At 63.2% G+C, this 18,193-nt stretch carries 18 protein-coding genes; 13 read left to right on the plus strand and 5 right to left on the minus strand.

Annotated elements, in window-relative coordinates:
- Window positions 1–18: 18 nt before the first annotated feature.
- From J5289_RS05600 to J5289_RS05620, 5 genes are read left to right on the plus strand one after another with little or no spacing between them, the layout of a single operon-like run.
- Window positions 19–1,023, plus strand: a complete 1,005-nt coding sequence (locus J5289_RS05600; protein ID WP_142824066.1) for an ABC transporter permease subunit — start codon at window positions 19–21, stop codon at window positions 1,021–1,023.
- A gap of 10 nt (window positions 1,024–1,033) precedes the next feature.
- Window positions 1,034–1,924 (plus strand): ABC transporter permease subunit, encoded by an 891-nt coding sequence (locus tag J5289_RS05605; RefSeq protein WP_142824067.1) that lies wholly within the window; start codon window positions 1,034–1,036, stop codon window positions 1,922–1,924.
- Window positions 1,924–2,940 carry an ABC transporter ATP-binding protein gene (locus J5289_RS05610; RefSeq protein WP_209182889.1) on the plus strand — a complete coding sequence of 339 codons (1,017 nt, stop codon included), beginning with the start codon at window positions 1,924–1,926 and terminating at the stop codon, window positions 2,938–2,940. Before J5289_RS05605 ends, J5289_RS05610 begins: the two co-directional genes overlap by 1 nt.
- On the plus strand, window positions 2,937–3,890 hold the full coding sequence (locus J5289_RS05615) for a peptide ABC transporter ATP-binding protein (protein ID WP_209182890.1): 954 nt from the start codon (window positions 2,937–2,939) through the stop codon (window positions 3,888–3,890). Before J5289_RS05610 ends, J5289_RS05615 begins: the two co-directional genes overlap by 4 nt.
- Before the next feature lie 24 nt (window positions 3,891–3,914).
- Window positions 3,915–4,439, plus strand: coding sequence for a gluconokinase (locus J5289_RS05620; protein WP_209182891.1), 525 nt, complete (start codon window positions 3,915–3,917; stop codon window positions 4,437–4,439).
- A gap of 10 nt (window positions 4,440–4,449) precedes the next feature.
- Here the strand turns inward: J5289_RS05620 and J5289_RS05625 are convergent, their stop codons facing one another.
- The 4 genes from J5289_RS05625 to J5289_RS05640 form a co-directional block, all read right to left on the minus strand.
- A complete protein-coding gene (locus J5289_RS05625; protein WP_209182892.1) occupies window positions 4,450–5,670 on the minus strand; it encodes a YeeE/YedE family protein in 1,221 nt (406 codons plus the stop codon).
- 133 nt (window positions 5,671–5,803) lie between these two features.
- The gene (locus J5289_RS05630) at window positions 5,804–7,051 is read right to left on the minus strand and encodes an FAD-binding oxidoreductase (protein WP_209182893.1); all 1,248 of its coding nucleotides are present in this window, start codon (window positions 7,049–7,051) and stop codon (window positions 5,804–5,806) included.
- An 88-nt stretch (window positions 7,052–7,139) separates the two neighbouring features.
- Complete coding sequence (locus J5289_RS05635; RefSeq protein ID WP_209182924.1) at window positions 7,140–7,637, minus strand: isoprenylcysteine carboxyl methyltransferase family protein; 498 nt, start codon at window positions 7,635–7,637, stop codon at window positions 7,140–7,142.
- Entirely contained in the window at window positions 7,634–8,686 is a 1,053-nt protein-coding gene (locus tag J5289_RS05640; RefSeq protein WP_209182894.1) for a type III polyketide synthase, read from the minus strand. The genes J5289_RS05635 and J5289_RS05640 overlap by 4 nt, the downstream gene beginning before the upstream one ends.
- Before the next feature lie 199 nt (window positions 8,687–8,885).
- Here J5289_RS05640 and J5289_RS05645 point away from each other — a divergent pair, with 199 nt between their 5' ends.
- The 6 genes from J5289_RS05645 (at window position 8,886) to J5289_RS05670 (ending at window position 13,821) form a co-directional block, all read left to right on the plus strand.
- Window positions 8,886–9,422 (plus strand): tetratricopeptide repeat protein, encoded by a 537-nt coding sequence (locus J5289_RS05645; protein ID WP_209182895.1) that lies wholly within the window; start codon window positions 8,886–8,888, stop codon window positions 9,420–9,422.
- A 100-nt stretch (window positions 9,423–9,522) separates the two neighbouring features.
- The gene (locus tag J5289_RS05650) at window positions 9,523–10,137 is read left to right on the plus strand and encodes an RNA polymerase sigma factor (protein ID WP_209182925.1); all 615 of its coding nucleotides are present in this window, start codon (window positions 9,523–9,525) and stop codon (window positions 10,135–10,137) included.
- Window positions 10,134–10,937, plus strand: a complete 804-nt coding sequence (locus J5289_RS05655; RefSeq protein WP_142824074.1) for an anti-sigma factor — start codon at window positions 10,134–10,136, stop codon at window positions 10,935–10,937. Before J5289_RS05650 ends, J5289_RS05655 begins: the two co-directional genes overlap by 4 nt.
- A 106-nt stretch (window positions 10,938–11,043) precedes the next feature.
- Window positions 11,044–12,639: a Ppx/GppA phosphatase family protein gene (locus tag J5289_RS05660; RefSeq protein ID WP_247749002.1), complete on the plus strand. Its 1,596-nt coding sequence runs from the start codon at window positions 11,044–11,046 to the stop codon at window positions 12,637–12,639.
- A gap of 13 nt (window positions 12,640–12,652) precedes the next feature.
- On the plus strand, window positions 12,653–13,372 hold the full coding sequence (locus tag J5289_RS05665) for an RlmE family RNA methyltransferase (protein WP_142824076.1): 720 nt from the start codon (window positions 12,653–12,655) through the stop codon (window positions 13,370–13,372).
- Between the two features lie 65 nt (window positions 13,373–13,437).
- Entirely contained in the window at window positions 13,438–13,821 is a 384-nt protein-coding gene (locus J5289_RS05670) for a VOC family protein (protein WP_111217509.1), read from the plus strand.
- Window positions 13,822–13,836: 15 nt separating this feature from the next.
- Here J5289_RS05670 and J5289_RS05675 read toward each other — a convergent pair whose 3' ends face one another.
- A complete protein-coding gene (locus tag J5289_RS05675) occupies window positions 13,837–15,264 on the minus strand; it encodes a DHA2 family efflux MFS transporter permease subunit (protein ID WP_209182897.1) in 1,428 nt (475 codons plus the stop codon).
- A 286-nt stretch (window positions 15,265–15,550) separates the two neighbouring features.
- On the opposite strand from J5289_RS05675, the gene J5289_RS05680 reads away from it, so the two are divergent.
- Both J5289_RS05680 and guaB read left to right on the plus strand, forming a co-directional pair.
- Window positions 15,551–16,423: an MBL fold metallo-hydrolase gene (locus tag J5289_RS05680; RefSeq protein WP_209182898.1), complete on the plus strand. Its 873-nt coding sequence runs from the start codon at window positions 15,551–15,553 to the stop codon at window positions 16,421–16,423.
- Between the two features lie 263 nt (window positions 16,424–16,686).
- Window positions 16,687–18,192, plus strand: a complete 1,506-nt coding sequence (gene guaB / locus J5289_RS05685) for an IMP dehydrogenase (protein ID WP_209182899.1) — start codon at window positions 16,687–16,689, stop codon at window positions 18,190–18,192.
- The last annotated feature ends 1 nt before the right edge of the window (window position 18,193 follow it).

The raw sequence follows: 18,193 nt of genomic DNA on the forward strand, positions 1-18,193 counted from the left end.
TTTTTGGATATATACGCCATGCTGCGCTTTCTCCTCGGACGCATCGCCATTCTGATCCCCACTTTCCTCGGGGTCTCGCTGATCGCGTTCTCCTTCATCCGGCTTCTGCCGGGCGATCCCGTGATGCTGATGTCCGGCGAACGGGTCATGTCCGATGTGCGTCATGCCCAGATCATGCACGATCTCGGCTTCGACAGGCCGATGTACATCCAGTATTTCTCCTATCTCGGCAACTTGCTGCACGGAGATTTCGGCACCTCGATCGTCACCAAGCGGTCGGTGCTTAGCGAGTTTCTGACGCTGTTTCCGGCCACGCTCGAACTGTCGCTCTGCGCCATTCTCCTGGCAATCTGTCTTGGCGTGCCGGCCGGTGTGTTCGCCGCCGTCAAGCGTGGCACCTGGTATGACCAGTCGATCATGGGCGTGGCGCTCGTCGGCTATTCCATGCCGATCTTCTGGTGGGGCCTGCTGCTGATCATCTTCTTCTCGGGCTATTTGCACTGGACGCCCGTTTCCGGTCGTATTTCGCTCATGTACTTCTTCAAGCCGGTGACGGGCTTCATGCTGATAGACAGCTTGCTGTCCGGCCAGCCCGGCGCCTTCAAGTCGGCAATGAGCTATCTGATCCTGCCGACCGTCGTGCTCGGCACCATCCCGCTCGCGGTCATCGCCCGCCAGACGCGTTCGGCCATGCTCGAAGTGCTCGGCGAGGACTATGTCCGCACCGCCCGTTCCAAGGGCCTGACGCCGTTTCGCGTCATCGGTGTGCATGCGCTGCGCAACGCCATGATCCCGGTCATCACCACCATCGGCCTGCAGATCGGCGTGCTGCTGGCCGGCGCCATCCTGACCGAGAGCATCTTCTCATGGCCCGGTATCGGCAAATGGATGGTCGATTCCGTCTTCAAGCGCGATTATGCGGTGGTCCAGGGCGGTCTTCTGCTAATCGCCGGCGTCATCATGCTCGTCAATCTGCTGGTCGATGTCACCTATGGTTTCATCAACCCTCGCATTCGTCACTAGGAGAGGCTGCATGAGCTCGGTCAGCACCAACACCGGCCATCCCTCCGCGCTTTCGGAGTTCTGGTACTATTTTTCCCGCAACAAGGGCGCCGTCATCGGACTTGCGGTGTTCCTTATCGTCCTCTTTCTGGCGATCTTCGCGCCATTCGTAGCGCCGCACGGCCCGAGCGACCAGATCCGCGAGAAGCTGCTGATGCCGCCGGCCTGGATGGCGGGCGGCGAGTGGTCGCATGTGCTCGGCACCGATGCCGTCGGTCGTGACATCCTGTCGCGATTGATCTTCGGCGCCCGCTTCTCGCTGTTCATCGGCTTGGTGGTGGTGACGCTGTCTGTTCTGACGGGCGTCGTCATCGGCCTGATCGCCGGCTTTTTCCGCGGCTGGCTCGACATCGCCATCATGCGGGTGATGGACATCATCCTGGCCTTTCCGTCGCTGCTGCTGGCACTGGTGCTGGTGGCGGTCCTCGGCCCCGGCCTCGTTAACGCGATGATCGCCATCTCGCTCGTCAACCAGCCACATTTCGTGCGCCTGGCGCGCGCCTCCGTCATGACCGAGCGCGAGAAGGAATATGTCATCGCCTCACGGGTGGCCGGTGCCGGCACCATGCGGCTGATGTTCAAGACCATCCTGCCAAACTGTCTCGGGCCGCTGATCGTCCAGGCGACGCTCGCCTTCTCGGCGGCGATCCTCGATGCGGCCGCCCTCGGCTTCCTCGGCATGGGCGCCCAGCCACCGACGCCGGAGTGGGGCACGATGCTCGCCGAGGCACGGGAATTCATTCAGCGCGCCTGGTGGGTGGTGACCTTCCCGGGTCTTGCCATCCTGATCACGGTGCTTGCCATCAACCTGATGGGCGACGGCCTTCGCGATGCCCTCGATCCAAAATTGAAGAGGTCGTGATGTCCCTTCTCGATATCCAAAATCTGACCGTCGAATTCCAGACCTCGTCCGGTGTGTTCCGCGCCGTCGACGGCGTGTCGCTCACCTGCGACAAGGGCGAGATCCTGTCGATCGTCGGCGAATCCGGTTCCGGCAAGTCGGTGGCGATGCTGGCCGTCATGGGCCTGCTCCCATGGACGGCGAAGATCACCGCCGATCGCATGATGTTCGACGGCAACGACCTGCGCGGCATGTCCGGTCGCCAGCGCCGCAGCATCATCGGCAAGGACATGGCGATGATCTTCCAGGAGCCGATGTCCAGCCTCAACCCGTGCTTCACGGTCGGCTTCCAGATCGGCGAGACCCTGCGGGTCCACATGGGTCTAGATCGCAAGGCAAGGCGCGCCCGCTCCATCGAATTGCTGCAGTTGGTCGGCATTCCCGCCCCGGAGGAGCGTCTCTCCAACTTCCCCCATCAGATGTCCGGCGGCATGAGCCAGCGCGTGATGATCGCCATGGCGCTCGCCTGCGATCCGAAGCTTCTGATCGCTGACGAACCGACAACGGCGCTCGACGTCACCATCCAGGCCCAGATCCTCGATCTGCTCGTGCGCTTGCAGCAGGAAAAGGGCATGGCCCTTGTGCTCATCACCCACGACATGGGCGTGGTGGCCGAAACCGCCGAGCGCGTCCAGGTCCAGTACGCCGGCCAGAAGGTCGAGGAGCAGCCGGTCAAGGAACTGTTCCGCGACCCGCATCACCCTTATACCGCAGCGCTGCTGTCGGCACTTCCGGAACGGGCCGTCGTCGGCCAGCGCCTGCCGTCTATCGCCGGTGTCGTTCCCGGCCAGCACGACCGTCCGCCGGCCTGTCTGTTTGCGCCGCGCTGTTCGTTCGCGACCGCCGAATGTGATCGCGCGGTCGTCCGCCAGGGCGCCGATCTCGGCAATGCCCTGTGCAATTATCCGCTGGTCAAGGGCGTCCCGCTCAACCATCCCGGCGTTCGTGTCGCAGAATCTGCAGGAGACGTCCGATGACCGGCGCCGTTCTCGAAGGGCGCGATCTCGCCCGCTACTACACCGTCAATCGTGGCATGTTCAAGCCGGACGCCACCGTCAAGGCGCTGAACGGCGTCAGCTTCAGCCTCTATTCCGGCAAGACGCTGGCCGTCGTCGGCGAATCCGGTTGCGGCAAGTCGACGCTCGCAAGGCTCGTGACCATGATCGAGGATCCGACGGCTGGCGAACTGCTGATCGACGGCAAGCCGGCCCGCATCGGCGACCGTAGCCTGCGCAGCCAGGTGCAGATCGTCTTCCAGAACCCCTATGGCTCGCTCAACCCGCGCCAAAAGGTCGGGGCCATTCTCGAAGAGCCGCTGAAGATCAACACAACGGAAGATGCAGCCACCCGCCGCGCCAAGGCGGAGGCGATGATGGAGCGCGTCGGTCTGCGCCCCGAGCATTATGATCGCTATCCGCACATGTTCTCCGGCGGCCAGCGCCAGCGCATCGCCATCGCCCGCGCGCTGATGCTGCGGCCGAAAGTGCTTGTGCTCGACGAGCCTGTCTCGGCGCTCGACCTGTCGATCCAGGCGCAGGTGCTGAACCTGCTAATGGATCTGCAGAAAGAGATGGGGCTCGCCTACCTGTTCATTTCCCATGGCCTGTCGGTCGTCCGCCATATAGCCGATGACGTCATGGTCATGTACCTCGGCCGCCCGGTCGAAACCGGCAGCGCTGCCGATGTCTTCGCCCATCCCCGCCATCCCTACACAGCGGCACTCCTGTCGGCGACGCCGATTGCAGATCCCGAACGCGCCAAGACCCGCATCCGTCTTCAGGGCGAACTGCCGTCGCCGCTCAATCCGCCGACTGGCTGCCACTTCAATCCGCGCTGCTGGAAAGCGCAGGATCTCTGTCGGACAAACGAGCCGCTGCTTGACCAGGCTGCGGCGCATGGGTTTGCCTGCCATTTTCCGCTGGACTGAACACGAGTAACAGGACCGCATGCAATGAGTGAACCAATCGGCCCCCGGGCTATCGTCGTCATGGGCGTCAGCGGCAGCGGCAAGACCTCGATTGCCGAGGCAATTGCCGGCAAGCTGGTCTTCAAATTCGTCGAAGGGGATGCCCTGCATCCGTCTGCCAACGTCGAGAAGATGAGCCGTGGCACACCTTTGACGGATGAGGATCGCTGGCCCTGGCTCGACCTGATCGGTGCCGAGATAGCCGCAGCCGTCGCTCGCGGCGAAGGCATCGTCGTGACATGCTCGGCGCTGAAGCGCATCTATCGCGACCGCCTGCGGCGCGAAGCCGGCGGGGCGCTTGCCTTCGTCTATCTCGAAGGCTCCCGCGCCTTGCTCAACACCCGCATGGGCGAGCGCAAGGGCCACTTCATGCCGACATCGCTGCTCGAAAGCCAGTTGGCGACGCTGGAAGTGCCGACCGGCGAACCCGGCGTGGTCACCGTCGATATCGACGACAGCATCGACGGCATCGTCGCTGCGGCAGTCAAGGGTCTCGCTGCAATCGGCTGACCAGAACTGGTCAGCCGTCTGCCCGCGACAGCACTCTGCGCTCGAAGAAGAAGTAGGGGCGGAGTCGCACGCCGAGCACGTTGCCGGCGAAAGCGGCAACGGCCCAGAGATAGCCGTGAAGACTGCCGGAGGCTATGCCGGAGAAATAGGCGCCGATATTGCATCCGTAGGCGATGCGGGCGCCATAGCCGAGCAGAAGCCCGCCGACGACAGCCGCGAGAATCGAGCGCAGCGGAATGTCGAGGCTCGGCGCAAACCGCCCGGCAAGCGACGATGCCAGCATCGCGCCGGCAATGATGCCGAAATCCATCACCGAGGTGACATCGGCAAAGACGCTGTCCGTCAGAGCTTTCGCATTGGCCGGCGTCTGCCAGTAGGCCCAGGCGGTCGGATCGATGCCGATGAGCGCTGCGCCCTTGGCGCCCCAGAGCGCGAATGCGGATGTGATACCCCAGGGACGACCGGCAATCGAAAGCGTCGCGAAATTCAGCAGTGCCAGCGCGACCGCACCGAGGACGAGCGGCCATGGACCGCGCAACAGGCGCTGCAGGCCGTGATGCCTGGCTGGCGGTTCGGTCTCGAGTGCCCCGTGCCGGCGCTTTTCCACCATGACCGTCAGCCCGGCGATGACTGCAAAGATGGCGAGCGACACCGCAATGCCGCCAACTGCGCCGAAACTCTGTACCAGCGAAATCGGTGGAAGCGCGGGCAGGCTCACCCACCAGTCGAAGTTGACGGTTCCCAGTACCGAGCCGACGATAAAGAAGAGAAGCGTGACCAGCATTCGGGCATTGCCGCCGCCAGCGGTAAACAGCGTGCCTGAAGCGCAGCCGCCGCCGAGTTGCATGCCGATACCGAACATGAAGGCACCAACGATGACGCCGATCCCGGCCGGCGAGACCGAGCCCTTCACCTCATGGCCGAACAGCGACCCGCTTGCAAGGAATGGAAAGAACAAGATGACAGCGAGCGCCAGCAGGATCATCTGCACCCGCAGCCCGCGTCCTCGCCCATCGACGATGAACACCCGCCACGCGGAGGTGAAACCGAAGGCAGCGTGGTAGAGCGCAATGCCGAGTGCTCCACCGACGAGGAACAGCGCACCTTGGGCCGGGCCGTAGAAATAGCCCAGAAGCACTGTGCCCAGTACCAATGCGGCGAGCGATCCTACGCCCGGCGCTCCCAGCAGTGGGGCTTTGGTCTCGTTGATGGACGGCGAGGCGACAGACATGACATGCTCCTGATTGCAGAAAGCACTTTTACGCCTGTTCCTATCCGGGCGAGAGGAACACTATTCTTCAGTTGTGCGAAAAAGCGAACGAGCATGCCACGACTGCGGGCAACGGAGACATGATTGTCGCCCCTCAGGGCCGAAAGCGCTCCGGTCCATAGGCCGAAATATCGATGAACGGCGCTTCACCGGTGATCATCTCGGCCAAAACGCGACCGGTGACCGGGCCAAGCGTCAGACCGTGATGCGCATGACCGAAGCCGAACCACAAGCCTTGATGGCGCGGTGCCTTGCCGATGACGGGCATCATGTCGGGCGTGCACGGACGGGCACCCATCCATGGCTCAGGATCCAGCCGCTCGCCGAGCGGGAAGATGGTGCGGGCAACCTTTTCAGCGCGGTCGAGCTGCACCGGCGTCTTCGGCGCATCGCGGGATGCAAATTCGGCGCCTGTCGTCAGCCTGATGCCCTGGTTCATCGGCGCCAGGAAATAGCCGCGCTCCTTGTCCAGCGTCCAGTTGTTGAGAACCGCGTTGCCCTCGGTCGCATAATGCATGTGATAGCCGCGCTTGACGCCAAGCGGAAAATTGTAGCCCAGGCGGTAGGTCGCGGTGTCGGCCCAGGGACCGAGCGCCAGCACGGCATCGTCGGCCTGTAAGGGGCCTTCCGAAGTCATCACGCGCCAGCCCGATCCCGACTGGCCGAGCGAGGCTGCGTCGCCGCGCACGAACCGGCCGCCGAGGCTCTCGAAATAGCGCATATAGGCGTTTGTGAGCCCGGCCGGATCGAGCACGGACCACGGATCCTTCCAGCGCAGACCGCCGACGAACTGGCCCATGATATTCGGCTCGGCACGAGCGACGTCGGCGGGGGTCATCGCCTCGAAATCCACCGCGTATTCGCGTTTCAGCTTGGCGGCCTCGGCAAATTCCTCGTCGCGCTTGGCCTCGGTGCGAAAGATCTCCATCCAGCCATCCTTACGGATCAGATGTTCGGCGTCTGAGGCCTGGATCAGGTCGGCATGTTCGAGGATCGAGTTCTCGATCAGCGGCGCATAGGCCCGGGAGATCAATGCATGCCGCTTGGCATTGGAGTTCCACCAGTACTTCGCGAGGAAGGCCAGTTGGCCGGGCAGGGCGCGCAGATGATAGTGGGCATCGATGCGGTTGTTTAGCGCATATTTCAGCAGCAGGCCGAACTGCTGGGGGAAACCATAGGGAACGACACCTTCGCGCTGGATCAGCCCGGCATTGCCGAAACTCGTTTCCTGGCCGGGCGGCTTGCGGTCGATCAGCGTCACCTGCCGTCCGCGGCGCTGCAGGTGTATTGCGGTCGATACGCCGACGATGCCGGCGCCAAGCACGATTGCGTCTTTTGTCATAATTCCCTGCGGTCGGTCAGCATTTTCAAACCCGGAAAGTGCCTGTCGAATTGCTGCGTTGCAAATAAAAAATTGAGACCGTGCAAGCTTAAAGCATCGCGTCCCTCAATGCCTTGTTCTCGGCCTTGATGCGGACGGTCAACATCGCTGCGTTGAGCAGGGAGAAAACGAGGGCAAACAGTGGCAGTCCGAACACCAGCGGCAGGGCTGGGATCTCGCCGACGACGATCACATAGTTCGGATGGCTGAAGAAGCGGTAGGGTCCCGTGACGATCCTTGGGGTATTCGGCAGGACGATGATCCGCGTCGTCCATCGCCCCCCGAGCGTGGCAAGAATCCAGACGCGTAGCAGCTGCAGAACGGCAAAGACCGCCAGCCAGAACAGGTTGATGGGCTGGTTCCAGCCGAATATCCACAGGCCAACCAGCCAGGCCGCGTGCATGACGACCATATAGGGGTAATGCTCCGCCCCTATCTCGCGTCCGCCTTTGGCCATCAGCGCCTTGGTGTTGCGCTTGGCGTGCACCAGTTCTGCCAGGCGTTGCAGGGTGACGAAGGTCAGGAGTGCAATGGCAGGCAACATCAGGCGACCCTCTTCAGCGTGACGCAACTGGCCGTGAAGCCCGGCCCCATGGCCACCATCGCCGAGCGCTCTGGCAGGCCTGCGGCAATGGCCCGTTCGAGCACGAAAAGCACGGTCGGCGACGACATGTTTCCATATTCGGAGATGACCGCGCGCTCGTGGTCGAGCGATCCCGGCTCCAGCCCGAAGGTCGCTTCCAGCGCGACCAGGACCTTGGCGCCGCCGGGATGGCAGATGAACCGGTCGATATCGGAAAGTGCCAGCCCCGAGCGCGCCAGGATCGAGGCGATTGCCGGGCCGACCTCGGCTTCTGCGAACGGCGGCAGCGACTGCTCGAGGATGATGCCGAAGCCGGCGTCGTCGATCTGCCAGCCCATGATACCGAGCGTATCCGGAAACAGGTGCTCGCCCGTCGTCTCCACCTCGGCCAGCCCGCCGGGACCTGCGCGCAGGATACAGGCAGCGGCACCGTCGCCGAACAGCGCGGTGGCGATGATATTCGGCTTGGTCGGGGCATCCAGCCGGAACGACAGCGAACATAGTTCGATGGCGACGAACAGCACGGCCGCCCCGGGCCGGCCCCTGGCCATGCGCGTGGCGATGCCAAAGCCGGAGACACCGGCAGCACAACCCAGCCCGAAAACGGGAACGCGCTCGATATCGGCGCGGAAACCCATCTGTCCGGCCAGCCGCGCCTCGAGGCTTGGCGTCGCAAAGCCGGTCGACGATACGGTGACGATGCAGTCGATATCGGCCGCCGTCAGACCAGCGTGATCGAGCGCCTTTGTGGTTGTCTCGACGAAAAGTGCGCTGGCGACCTCGGCATAGGCGGCGAGCCGGTCTTTCCAGGCATGCGGTTCGGAGAACCATGACAAAGGTCTCGCCGAATGCCGCTTGGTAATCCCGGCATTGTCGAAGACGCGCGAGAGTGGCTTGAATTCGCGGTAGCGATCCGAAAACAGGCGGGCCGCCATCTCCTTGGCTTCCGACTGCAGGATGACGTGCTCGGGCGTGGCGACGGCCAGTCCGACGAGCTTAACTTGGTCTGTCAAAAACTGTCTCCTTTGGCGCTGTTCGCGCGCTGCTGCCGACAACACCTGGTACGTTCGAATATTCGATGTGGGGCGATCACTTGGTCGTGAGAACAGGCAAACGAGTGATGCACGGAAATAGTTGCTCAACCGTCGAATAATCCATCGGCCTCGGGTGTTCTCCTGCCGCAACGTTCAATTCAGCCAAGGAGACCTTCCCATGACGAACACTGCAATTCGCTTCGCAACCATTGCTCTCGGTGCCTGCCTGACCCTCGGCACCCTGACATTGCCTGTCTTTGCCGCCGGCGACAGCGAAAGCGCGCCGCCGACCTGCAAGAAGGGCGAGGTCTACGACAAGAAAGAAAAGAAGTGCGTCAAGCAGTCCGGCGCCAACATCAGCGATGAAGATCGCGCCGACTATGCTTATGCGCTGGCCAAGGAAGGCCGTTACGAGGAAGCGCTGGCCATGCTCGATACCGTGAAGGACCAGAACAACGCCGAGGTGCTGAACTATCGCGGCTACGCAACCCGCAAGCTCGGCCGCACCGACGAGGGCATCTCCTACTACCTGCAGTCGGTCAAGCTCGATCCGAAATACGCCAAGGTCCGCGAATATCTGGGCGAGGCCTACGTCATCAAGGGCCAGGTCGATCTCGCCAAGGATCAACTGGCCACCATCCAGTCGATCTGCGGTACCGGCTGCGAAGAGTATCAGGACCTCCACGAAGCCATCGAGCATCCTGCCAAGATCTGATCTCCCCTCTCGGCATCATCAGGCCGGTCACGATCAACGGCGTCTGCGAAAGGGCATCCGCTTGTCAGTCGCTCCTTTGACATTTCCGCCCTATGGTCGGATGACGGTTCCGGCCTATAGTCGGACAACAGCGCAGTCGCCGGTAAACCCGGCGGCTCGCAGCACAACCTTGCCTGCGGAGGATGCCATCGCCAGCGAAGACGACATCAGGGCCGGCTTGTCGCAGCATCTGAAGCGCCTCTGGCGCTATGCCATCGTGCTCTCCAGGCAGCGCGACGTTGCCGACGATCTCGTCCAGGCAACATGCGTGCGGGCCCTAGAGCGAGCCGGCCAATACGATCCCGGTACAAGGCTTGATCGCTGGCTGTTCGCGATCCTGCATTCGATCTGGCTGAACGAGGTGCGTTCGCGGCGGGTCCGGATGGGCCAGGGCTTTGTCGAGGCTGACGAAATCCTCGTGTTCGACGGCGCCGCGCAGACGGAAACGCATCTCATGGCCGTACAGGTCATGCGCAAGGTCCAGGACCTGCCGGAGGCCCAGCGGACTGCTGTCTTTCTGGCCTATGTGGAAGGCCTATCCTACCGCGAGGTGGCGACCGTCCTCGACGTGCCCATTGGCACCGTGATGAGCCGGCTGGCCGCCGCAAGGGCCAAACTCGCGGAGAACATGGCGCCATCGGACGGCGAGAGACGATCGAACGAGGAACGGCGATGAGCACCCGCGACAGAAATCATGGTCTCTCCGACGAATTGCTGACCGCCTTCATCGATGGTGAACTCGGCGCCGACGAGGCTGCAAGGGTGGAGGCGCTGATCGGCGCCGATCCTTCGGTTGCCGAGCGCTTCGACCAGCTCAGCCGCGCCGATCTTCCCTATGCCGCTGCCTTCGAGCCGCTTCTGGACGCAGCGCCGGGCGACCGGCTGGAGGCCATGCTCGCATCCATTCCACCCGTAAAAGCCAGTCATCGATTTACCGCCGCCATCGGCCGGCGCGGTTTCCTCGCCGCGGCAGCCGCCTGTGTCATTGCCGGCATTGCCATCGACCGTGCCGTCATCGGTGTCGATCGCCGATTGAACCAGCCGGGCGAGGGCGCCGAATGGCGCGCTGTCGTCGCCGACTATGTCGCGCTTTACAGCCCGGATACGCTGAGTGCGCCCGCAGGCGACAGGGCGGCGCAACTGGCGGAACTCGACCGGGTCGGATCGAAGATCGGCCTTTCCCTCAGCCCCGAGGCCATCGCTCTTCCCGGTGCCGATTTCCGTCGAGCTCAAGTGCTGCAATACGACGGCGAACCGCTGGCCCAGATCGCCTATCTCGACCCGGAGGACGGCCCGATGGCGCTGTGTATCGTCAAATCTGCAGGCGCTGCCGCAGGACCTGAAACGGAACGCCGTCACGGCATGAATGTCGTCTACTGGTCGGCCAGAGGACACGCCTTCATGCTGATCGGCCACGCCGACGCCGACCGTATGAAGATCGCGGCGGAGCAGGTGCGGGCCAGGCTTTCCGCATGAGACGGTAGCATGGTGGCTCAACCGGCACTGTATTCAAAAAGAATTTGGCGAAAGCCGCGCATGCTGGTATCCTCGCACCAACGAAAATCAAATGAGTGCCAGCTGCATGCCGTTACGGCCTTGCGCGGTGCGATGGAAGACACACGTGGAAGACCCCGACAGCGGCTCAAAGCCGCAAACAGGCGGGGCGTCGGTAGCAGAGCGTGGGAAAAAACCTTCCCGGCGCGCGAGGCGAAAGCGTGGCGGACCTCCGCGCGAAATAGCCTCCCCTGCGGAACCAGGCCCGATCAGCGCCGCTGATCCCGCCATGCGCCCCAAGGATAACAAAAGCACCCAGCCGCATGGCAAGCGGAAGCGTCGCCGTCGTGCCAATGGCGGCGAGCGCACGACCGTCGCGGTGGCCGATGCAACGATCCATGTCATGACGATTGTCGAGGCACATCCCGAGCGGCCGTCGCCGGCTCAGGCTCCCAAAAACGGTGCGAACCGACGCAAGCATCGTGGCAAGCGTGGTTTGCAGGGGCGTCCCCTCGCGCAGGAAAAGCCGGCGCATGTGGTCCCTCCAGCCCACGGCGCACCAAATGCCCGCAATGCCGCGCAGCACCATGTGCATGGCCGGCATCAGCCGCAGACCCATGCCGATCCGAAGCCTGCCGCCGACAGCATCGATCATCATCACCAGCAGCCGGTCGATCTTTATGCGGCGCTGGATCTCGGCACCAACAACTGCCGGCTGCTGATCGCCCAGCCGACGCGTCCCGGGCAGTTCCGCGTCATCGATGCATTCTCGCGCATCGTCAGGCTCGGCGAGGGGCTCGGTGCCAGCGGGCGGCTTTCGACCGATGCCATGGACCGCGCCGTGGAAGCGCTGCGCATCTGTGCCGCGAAACTGAAGGCGCGCGATATCCGCCGGATGCGGTTGATTGCCACCGAAGCCTGCCGCGCCGCCGAAAACGGCGAGCTGTTCCTTGCGCGCGTTCTCGAAGAAACCGGCCTCGAACTCGAGATCATCGACCGGGAGACAGAAGCGCGCCTTGCCGTCTCCGGTTGCTCCTCGCTGGTCGGCCCGGAAGCCCGCTCCGTGGTGCTGTTCGACATCGGTGGTGGCTCGTCCGAGATTGCCGTCATTCGCATCGACGATCACCGCTCCAGCCGCCTTGCCAACCACATCACCCACTGGACGTCGCTGCCGGTCGGCGTCGTCACCCTGTCGGAGCGTCACGGGGGGCGCGACGTCAGCCCTGTCGTCTTCGAGGCGATGATCAACGAGGTCGAGGGCATGCTCGACAAGTTCGATTGCCCGCCATCGCCGCTTGCCATGCGCGACAGCGCGGATTTCCACCTGATCGGCACCTCCGGGACGGTCACGACGCTCGCCGGCGTCCATCTCGATCTACCGCGTTACGACCGCCGCAAGGTCGACGGCGTCTGGCTGTCCGACGACGAGGTGACGGCAATGCAGGCAAAGCTGCTCTCCTGGGATTTCGCCGGTCGCGCTGCCAATCCGTGCATCGGGCCCGATCGTGCCGATCTGGTTCTGGCTGGCTGCGCCATTCTCGAGGCCATCCGCCGCCGCTGGCCGAGCCCGCGCATGCGCGTCGCCGATCGTGGATTGCGTGAAGGCCTGCTCACCGACATGATGGCAGATGACGGGGTCTGGCGGCGCGGTCGCTCGCGCCGCGGCTATCGTCCGAACAATTGAAGGGGTCGTATCGATGACCAAACCACCCGTAGGTGCCAACCGCACCGGCCGCAAGCTTGGCCAGCGCGTCACCAAGAAGAAGATGAAAGCCTCGTCGCGCCAGTGGCTGCATCGGCACATCAACGATCCCTACGTGCAGCGGGCGCAGCTCGAGGGTTATCGCGCCCGAGCCGCCTTCAAGCTGCTGGAGATCGACGAGAAGCATCACATCCTCAAGGGTGCGCAGCGCATCATCGACCTCGGTGCCGCTCCCGGCAGCTGGTCGCAGATCGCTGCCAAGGTGACCGGCTCGACCGACGAGGACATCCGCGTCGCCGCGATCGACTTTCTCGAGATGACGCAGCTGCCGGGTGTCAAGATCCTGCAGCTCGACTTCCTCGACGAGCACGCGCCGCGCCTCCTGATCGAGGCGGTTGGCGGCCAGCCGGATATCGTTCTCTCCGACATGGCAGCCCCGACCACTGGCCATCATCGCACCGACCACCTGCGCACCATGCATCTCTGCGAAGTTGCTGCCTATTTCGCCATCGAGGTGCTGGCCGAAGGCGGCCATTTCCTGGCGAAGACCTTCCAGGGGGGCGCCGAGCGTGACCTGCTGACGCTGCTCAAGCAGAACTTCAAGCAGGTCGTGCACGTCAAGCCAGCGTCGTCGAGGCAGGAATCGGTCGAGATGTTCCTGCTTGCCAAGGGCTTCAAAGGTCGCAAGGCAGATATCGAAGAAGAGACGAATTAAGCCTAGTTTCCAAATTATTCAAAGCATGACTATGAATAGCCAGTCTCTCTGGCTAATCTTTGCGGATGCTGCTTTACGTCACCATCGGAACCAACGATATCCATCGCGCCGGCGATTTCTACGATGCTGTTCTGGCGGGCCTCGGCTACAGGCGCCAGCGGGATTCGGAGGAAGAGATCGGCTATGCTGCCGATGGCGACAGCCGTTGCCGCCTCTGGGTGGTAATGCCCTTTAACCGGCGCGCGGCCAGCATCGGCAATGGCTCGATGGTTGCGCTGGATGCGGAAAGCCGCGCCGCCGTAGATGCCTTCCATGCGCAGGCGCTGGCCCATGGCGGCAGCGACGAGGGTGCCCCCGGCCTGCGCTCCTATCACGCCAACTTCTACGCCGCCTATGTCCGCGATCCCGATGGCAACAAGCTCAGCGCAGTTTGCGAGCAACCTTCCTGATCGAGGGCTGACGCGTCACTCTGCGGCGGGCGTCTGCGGCACGGCCAGAACCTCAGCCTTGCTGGGTCCTGCCCCATGGCCAGAGAGCAGGGCACCGGCGTTGCGGTCGAGGCGCAGGAACGGCAGCGTTGCGATGACGGTCAGCACCGAGAGCGTGAAGAAGGCGATGTGGAAATCGGCGACCTGCAGGCTGGTGCCGCTGAAGAAGGTCGTCGTCTCCAGGATCGCGGCGGCCACGGCAACGCCGAGCGCCAGGCTGACCTGCTGCATTACCGAGCTCATCGACGTCGCCTGGCTTGCCTCCCGGTCATCGACATCGGCAAAGGCCAGCGCATTGATCCCCGTAAAGAAGAACGACCGCGAGAAGCCGCCGAGAAGCAGCACGCCGATGATCACGAGGTGAGACGTCGTTGGCTCGAAGAAGCCGATGGCAATCGTGGTCATGGTCGTGACGCCGGCGGCCGTCAGCAGTGCGGTCCGGAAGCCGAAGGCGGCAAAGACGCGCTTGGCGATAAACTTGGTGCTGATCGCCCCGATTGCGCCGGCAAAGGTGATCAGCCCCGATTGGAACGGGTTCAAGCCGAATCCAAGTTGCAGCATCAGCGGCAGTAGGAACGGCATGGCGCCGATGCAGATGCGAAACAGAATGCCGCCGGTGACCGAGGCGCGGAAGGTCGGCTTCCGCAGCAGTTTCAGATTGAGGATCGGCGACGGATGATTGCGGGCGTGGCCGACATAGAGAAGGCCGCAGACAAAGCCGATGACCACTGCCGAGATGCCGATATAAGAGGGCAGGGCCGGCAGGCTGATGACGGACATGCCGAAAACGATGCCGGCAGCAGCGAACGAGGTCAGCAGGAAGCCGATGATATCCAGCTTCGGCGGCGCCATGGCCTCGACTTCCGGCAGGAATATGGTCGCAAGGATAACGCCGACGATGCCGACCGGGACATTGATCAGGAATATCCAGTGCCAGGAGAAGTAGGTGGTGATGAAGCCACCGAGCGGCGGGCCGGCGAGGGGCCCGACCAGCGCCGGGATGCTGAGCAGCGCCATCGCCGAGACCAGATCGCTGCGCTTCGTGGTGCGCACCAGCACCAGTCGCCCGATCGGCGTCATCATCGAGCCGCCGACGCCCTGCAGGAAGCGCGAGCCGACGAACTCCAGCAGGCTGCCCGATGCGGCGCAGAAGATCGATCCGACGACGAAGACGCAGATGGCAATGCGGAAAATCCGCTTGGCGCCGAAACGATCCGCCATCCAGCCGCTGATCGGGATGAACACCGCGAGCGCCACCATGTAGGAGGTCAGCGCAAGCTTCAGCGTGATCGGCCCGACATGCAGATCCGCCGCAATCGCCGGCAGTGCCGTGGCGATCACCGTCGAGTCCATCTGTTCCATGAAAAGTGCGATAGCGAGGATGAGCGGGACGATGCGATTCATAGGCTGGTGCCTTGCATGGGATGCCGTCGTGGAGATGCCGCCTGGGCGGTAGCCGCTCTCTATTCCTCCGCACTTCCTCTGCCAATCCCCTAATAAGCCTGCTGTCGCCATCGGGATCACGTCTTCGTGAAATCGCTTGCCAACCTCGCTGCCTGTCTAGTTTTGACATGTGCCATCAGCATGAAAATGCTAATCGCACCGAGCCGCGCGGGCACGCATCCGATCTTCGGTTGGAGAGTTCGCGCGCATTGTTGGCGGCATTGCCGCACTGTAGGAGCAAGACTGTATGACTGTTTTACCGCTGCCGGAAATCAACCAGTTCAAACTGGGTGCGCTGAAATTCACGGTCATCAAGGACGGCGTCAGCATTCTGGATAGACCCTGGGAAACCTTCGGCGTCAATCAGAGGCCCGAGACGGTGCAGGCACTGCTGGCAGACAACTTTCTGCCGACCGACCGCTTCGTCAACAGCTATTCGCCGGTCATCATCGAAAACGGCAAGGACGTGATCCTCGTCGATACCGGCTTTGGCGCGGCGATGCGCGAAAAGGGCGGCGGTCGCCTGGCGGCCGGCATGAAGGCGGCCGGCTATGCACCGGAGAGCATCACCCGCGTCCTGCTCACCCACCTGCACGGTGACCACATCGCAGGCTTGATGGAGGACGGAAAGCCGGCCTTCGCGAATGCCAGCTACACAGCCGGTCGCATCGAATATGACTTCTGGACCGATGAGGCTCGGCAGGGAACTCCTGCTGAAGGCAACCAGAAAAGCGTGCTCGCCAACGTCGTGCCGCTGGCGGAGAAGATCACCTTCGTCAACGACGGAGATACGGTGGTGCCCGGCATGACAGCCATGCTGGCGCCCGGCCATACGCCCGGCCACATGGTCTTCCACGTCGAGTCCGAGGGCGAGCAGATCGTGCTGACGGCAGATACCGCCAACCACTATGTCCTGTCGCTGCAGCAGCCGGACTGGGAGGTCCGTTTCGATCTGGACAAGGTGCAGGCCGCCCAGACACGCCGGCGTATCTTCGATCTGATTGCCAAGGACCGCATCCCGTTCCTTGGCTACCACATGCCGTTCCCGGCGGTCGGTTTCGTCGAGAAAATCGACACCGGCTTCCGCTTCGTGCCGAAAAGCTATCAATTCGACTTCTGACGGCAGCCGACAGGGCAAGGCCCCAATGCCCACGCATACATCATCCATGAAACTACGACCGGTGCCATCGGCTCCGGTCGTCGTGGCCTCTCGCCGTCTCTTGCATAGCTGCGTTGCAACCGCGCGACTGCGTTTTGCTATTTCCATCGGTCCGCGGACGTGGTACCAGCCCTCGCCAACTTCTTAATCAATTCTTGCATCACCGCCGGGGCGGATAATCATTCCGGGGGTGCTCCGCATTTTCTTAAAGACGAGGAATTGGCATGGCCCGCATCATTGAAACAGCAACTGGGCTCGAAGCCCTGACCTTTGACGACGTGCTTCTGCAGCCCGGACATTCCGAAGTGATGCCCGGCCAGACCAATGTCTCGACCCGCATCGCCCAGGATATCGAACTGAACCTGCCGATCATCTCGGCGGCGATGGACACCGTCACGGAAGGTCGCCTCGCCATCGCCATGGCCCAGGCCGGCGGCATCGGCGTCATTCACCGCAACCTGACCCCCGCGGCTCAGGCCGAGCAGGTCCGCCAGGTGAAGAAGTTCGAAAGCGGCATGGTCGTCAACCCGGTGACCATCGGTCCCGACGCCACGCTTGCCGATGCGCTCGGACTGATGAAGCACTACCACATTTCCGGCATCCCTGTCGTCGAGAGCCCTGGCAGCGACACCGAGAAGCCCGGTCGCCTGGTCGGCATCCTTACCAACCGCGACGTCCGCTTCGCCTCCGATCCGAACCAGAAAATCTACGAGCTGATGACCCGTGAGAACCTCATCACGGTGAAGGAAAACGTCGATCAGCAGGAAGCCAAGCGTCTTCTCCACTCGCACCGCATTGAAAAGCTGCTGGTCGTTGACGCCGAAGGCCGCTGCGTCGGCCTGATCACCGTCAAGGACATCGAGAAGTCGCAGCTCAACCCGAATGCCTCCAAGGACAGCCAGGGCCGCCTGCGCGCCGCCGCTGCCATCAACGTCGGCGACGACGGTTTCGAGCGTGCCGAACGGCTTATCGAGGCCGGCGTCGACCTGCTGGTCGTCGATACCGCCCACGGCCATTCGCAGCGCGTCCTGGATGCCGTCACCCGCGTCAAGCGGCTGTCGAATTCGGTGCGTGTCATGGCCGGCAACGTTGCCACCTATGACGGAACGCGTGCCCTGATCGATGCCGGTGCCGATGCCGTCAAGGTCGGGATTGGCCCGGGCTCGATCTGCACCACCCGCATCGTTGCCGGCGTCGGCGTGCCGCAGCTGGCAGCCATCATGTCGGCCGTCGAGGCAGCACAGGCCCAGAATATCCCGATCATCGCCGATGGCGGCATCAAGTTCTCGGGCGATCTGGCCAAGGCCATCGCCTCCGGTGCGTCAGCCGTGATGATCGGCTCGCTGCTGGCCGGCACTGATGAGAGCCCGGGCGAGGTCTATCTTTACCAGGGCCGCTCCTTCAAGGCCTATCGCGGCATGGGTTCCGTCGGCGCCATGGCGCGCGGCTCGGCAGACCGCTACTTCCAGGCGGAGGTTCGCGACACCCTGAAGCTGGTGCCCGAGGGCATCGAGGGCCAGGTGCCCTACAAGGGCCCGGTCTCGGGCGTCCTTCACCAGCTCGGCGGCGGCCTGAAGGCGGCCATGGGCTATGTCGGCGGCAAGGACATCGCCGATTTCCAGCAGAAGGCGACCTTCGTGCGCATCTCCGGCGCTGGCCTGCGCGAAAGCCACACCCACGACGTGACGATCACCCGCGAAAGCCCGAACTATCCTGGCGGCGGTCTCTGAT

Origin of the sequence: Rhizobium sp. B230/85 (genome assembly GCF_019355735.1) — a bacterium.
GTDB lineage: Bacteria > Pseudomonadota > Alphaproteobacteria > Rhizobiales > Rhizobiaceae > Rhizobium > Rhizobium rhododendri.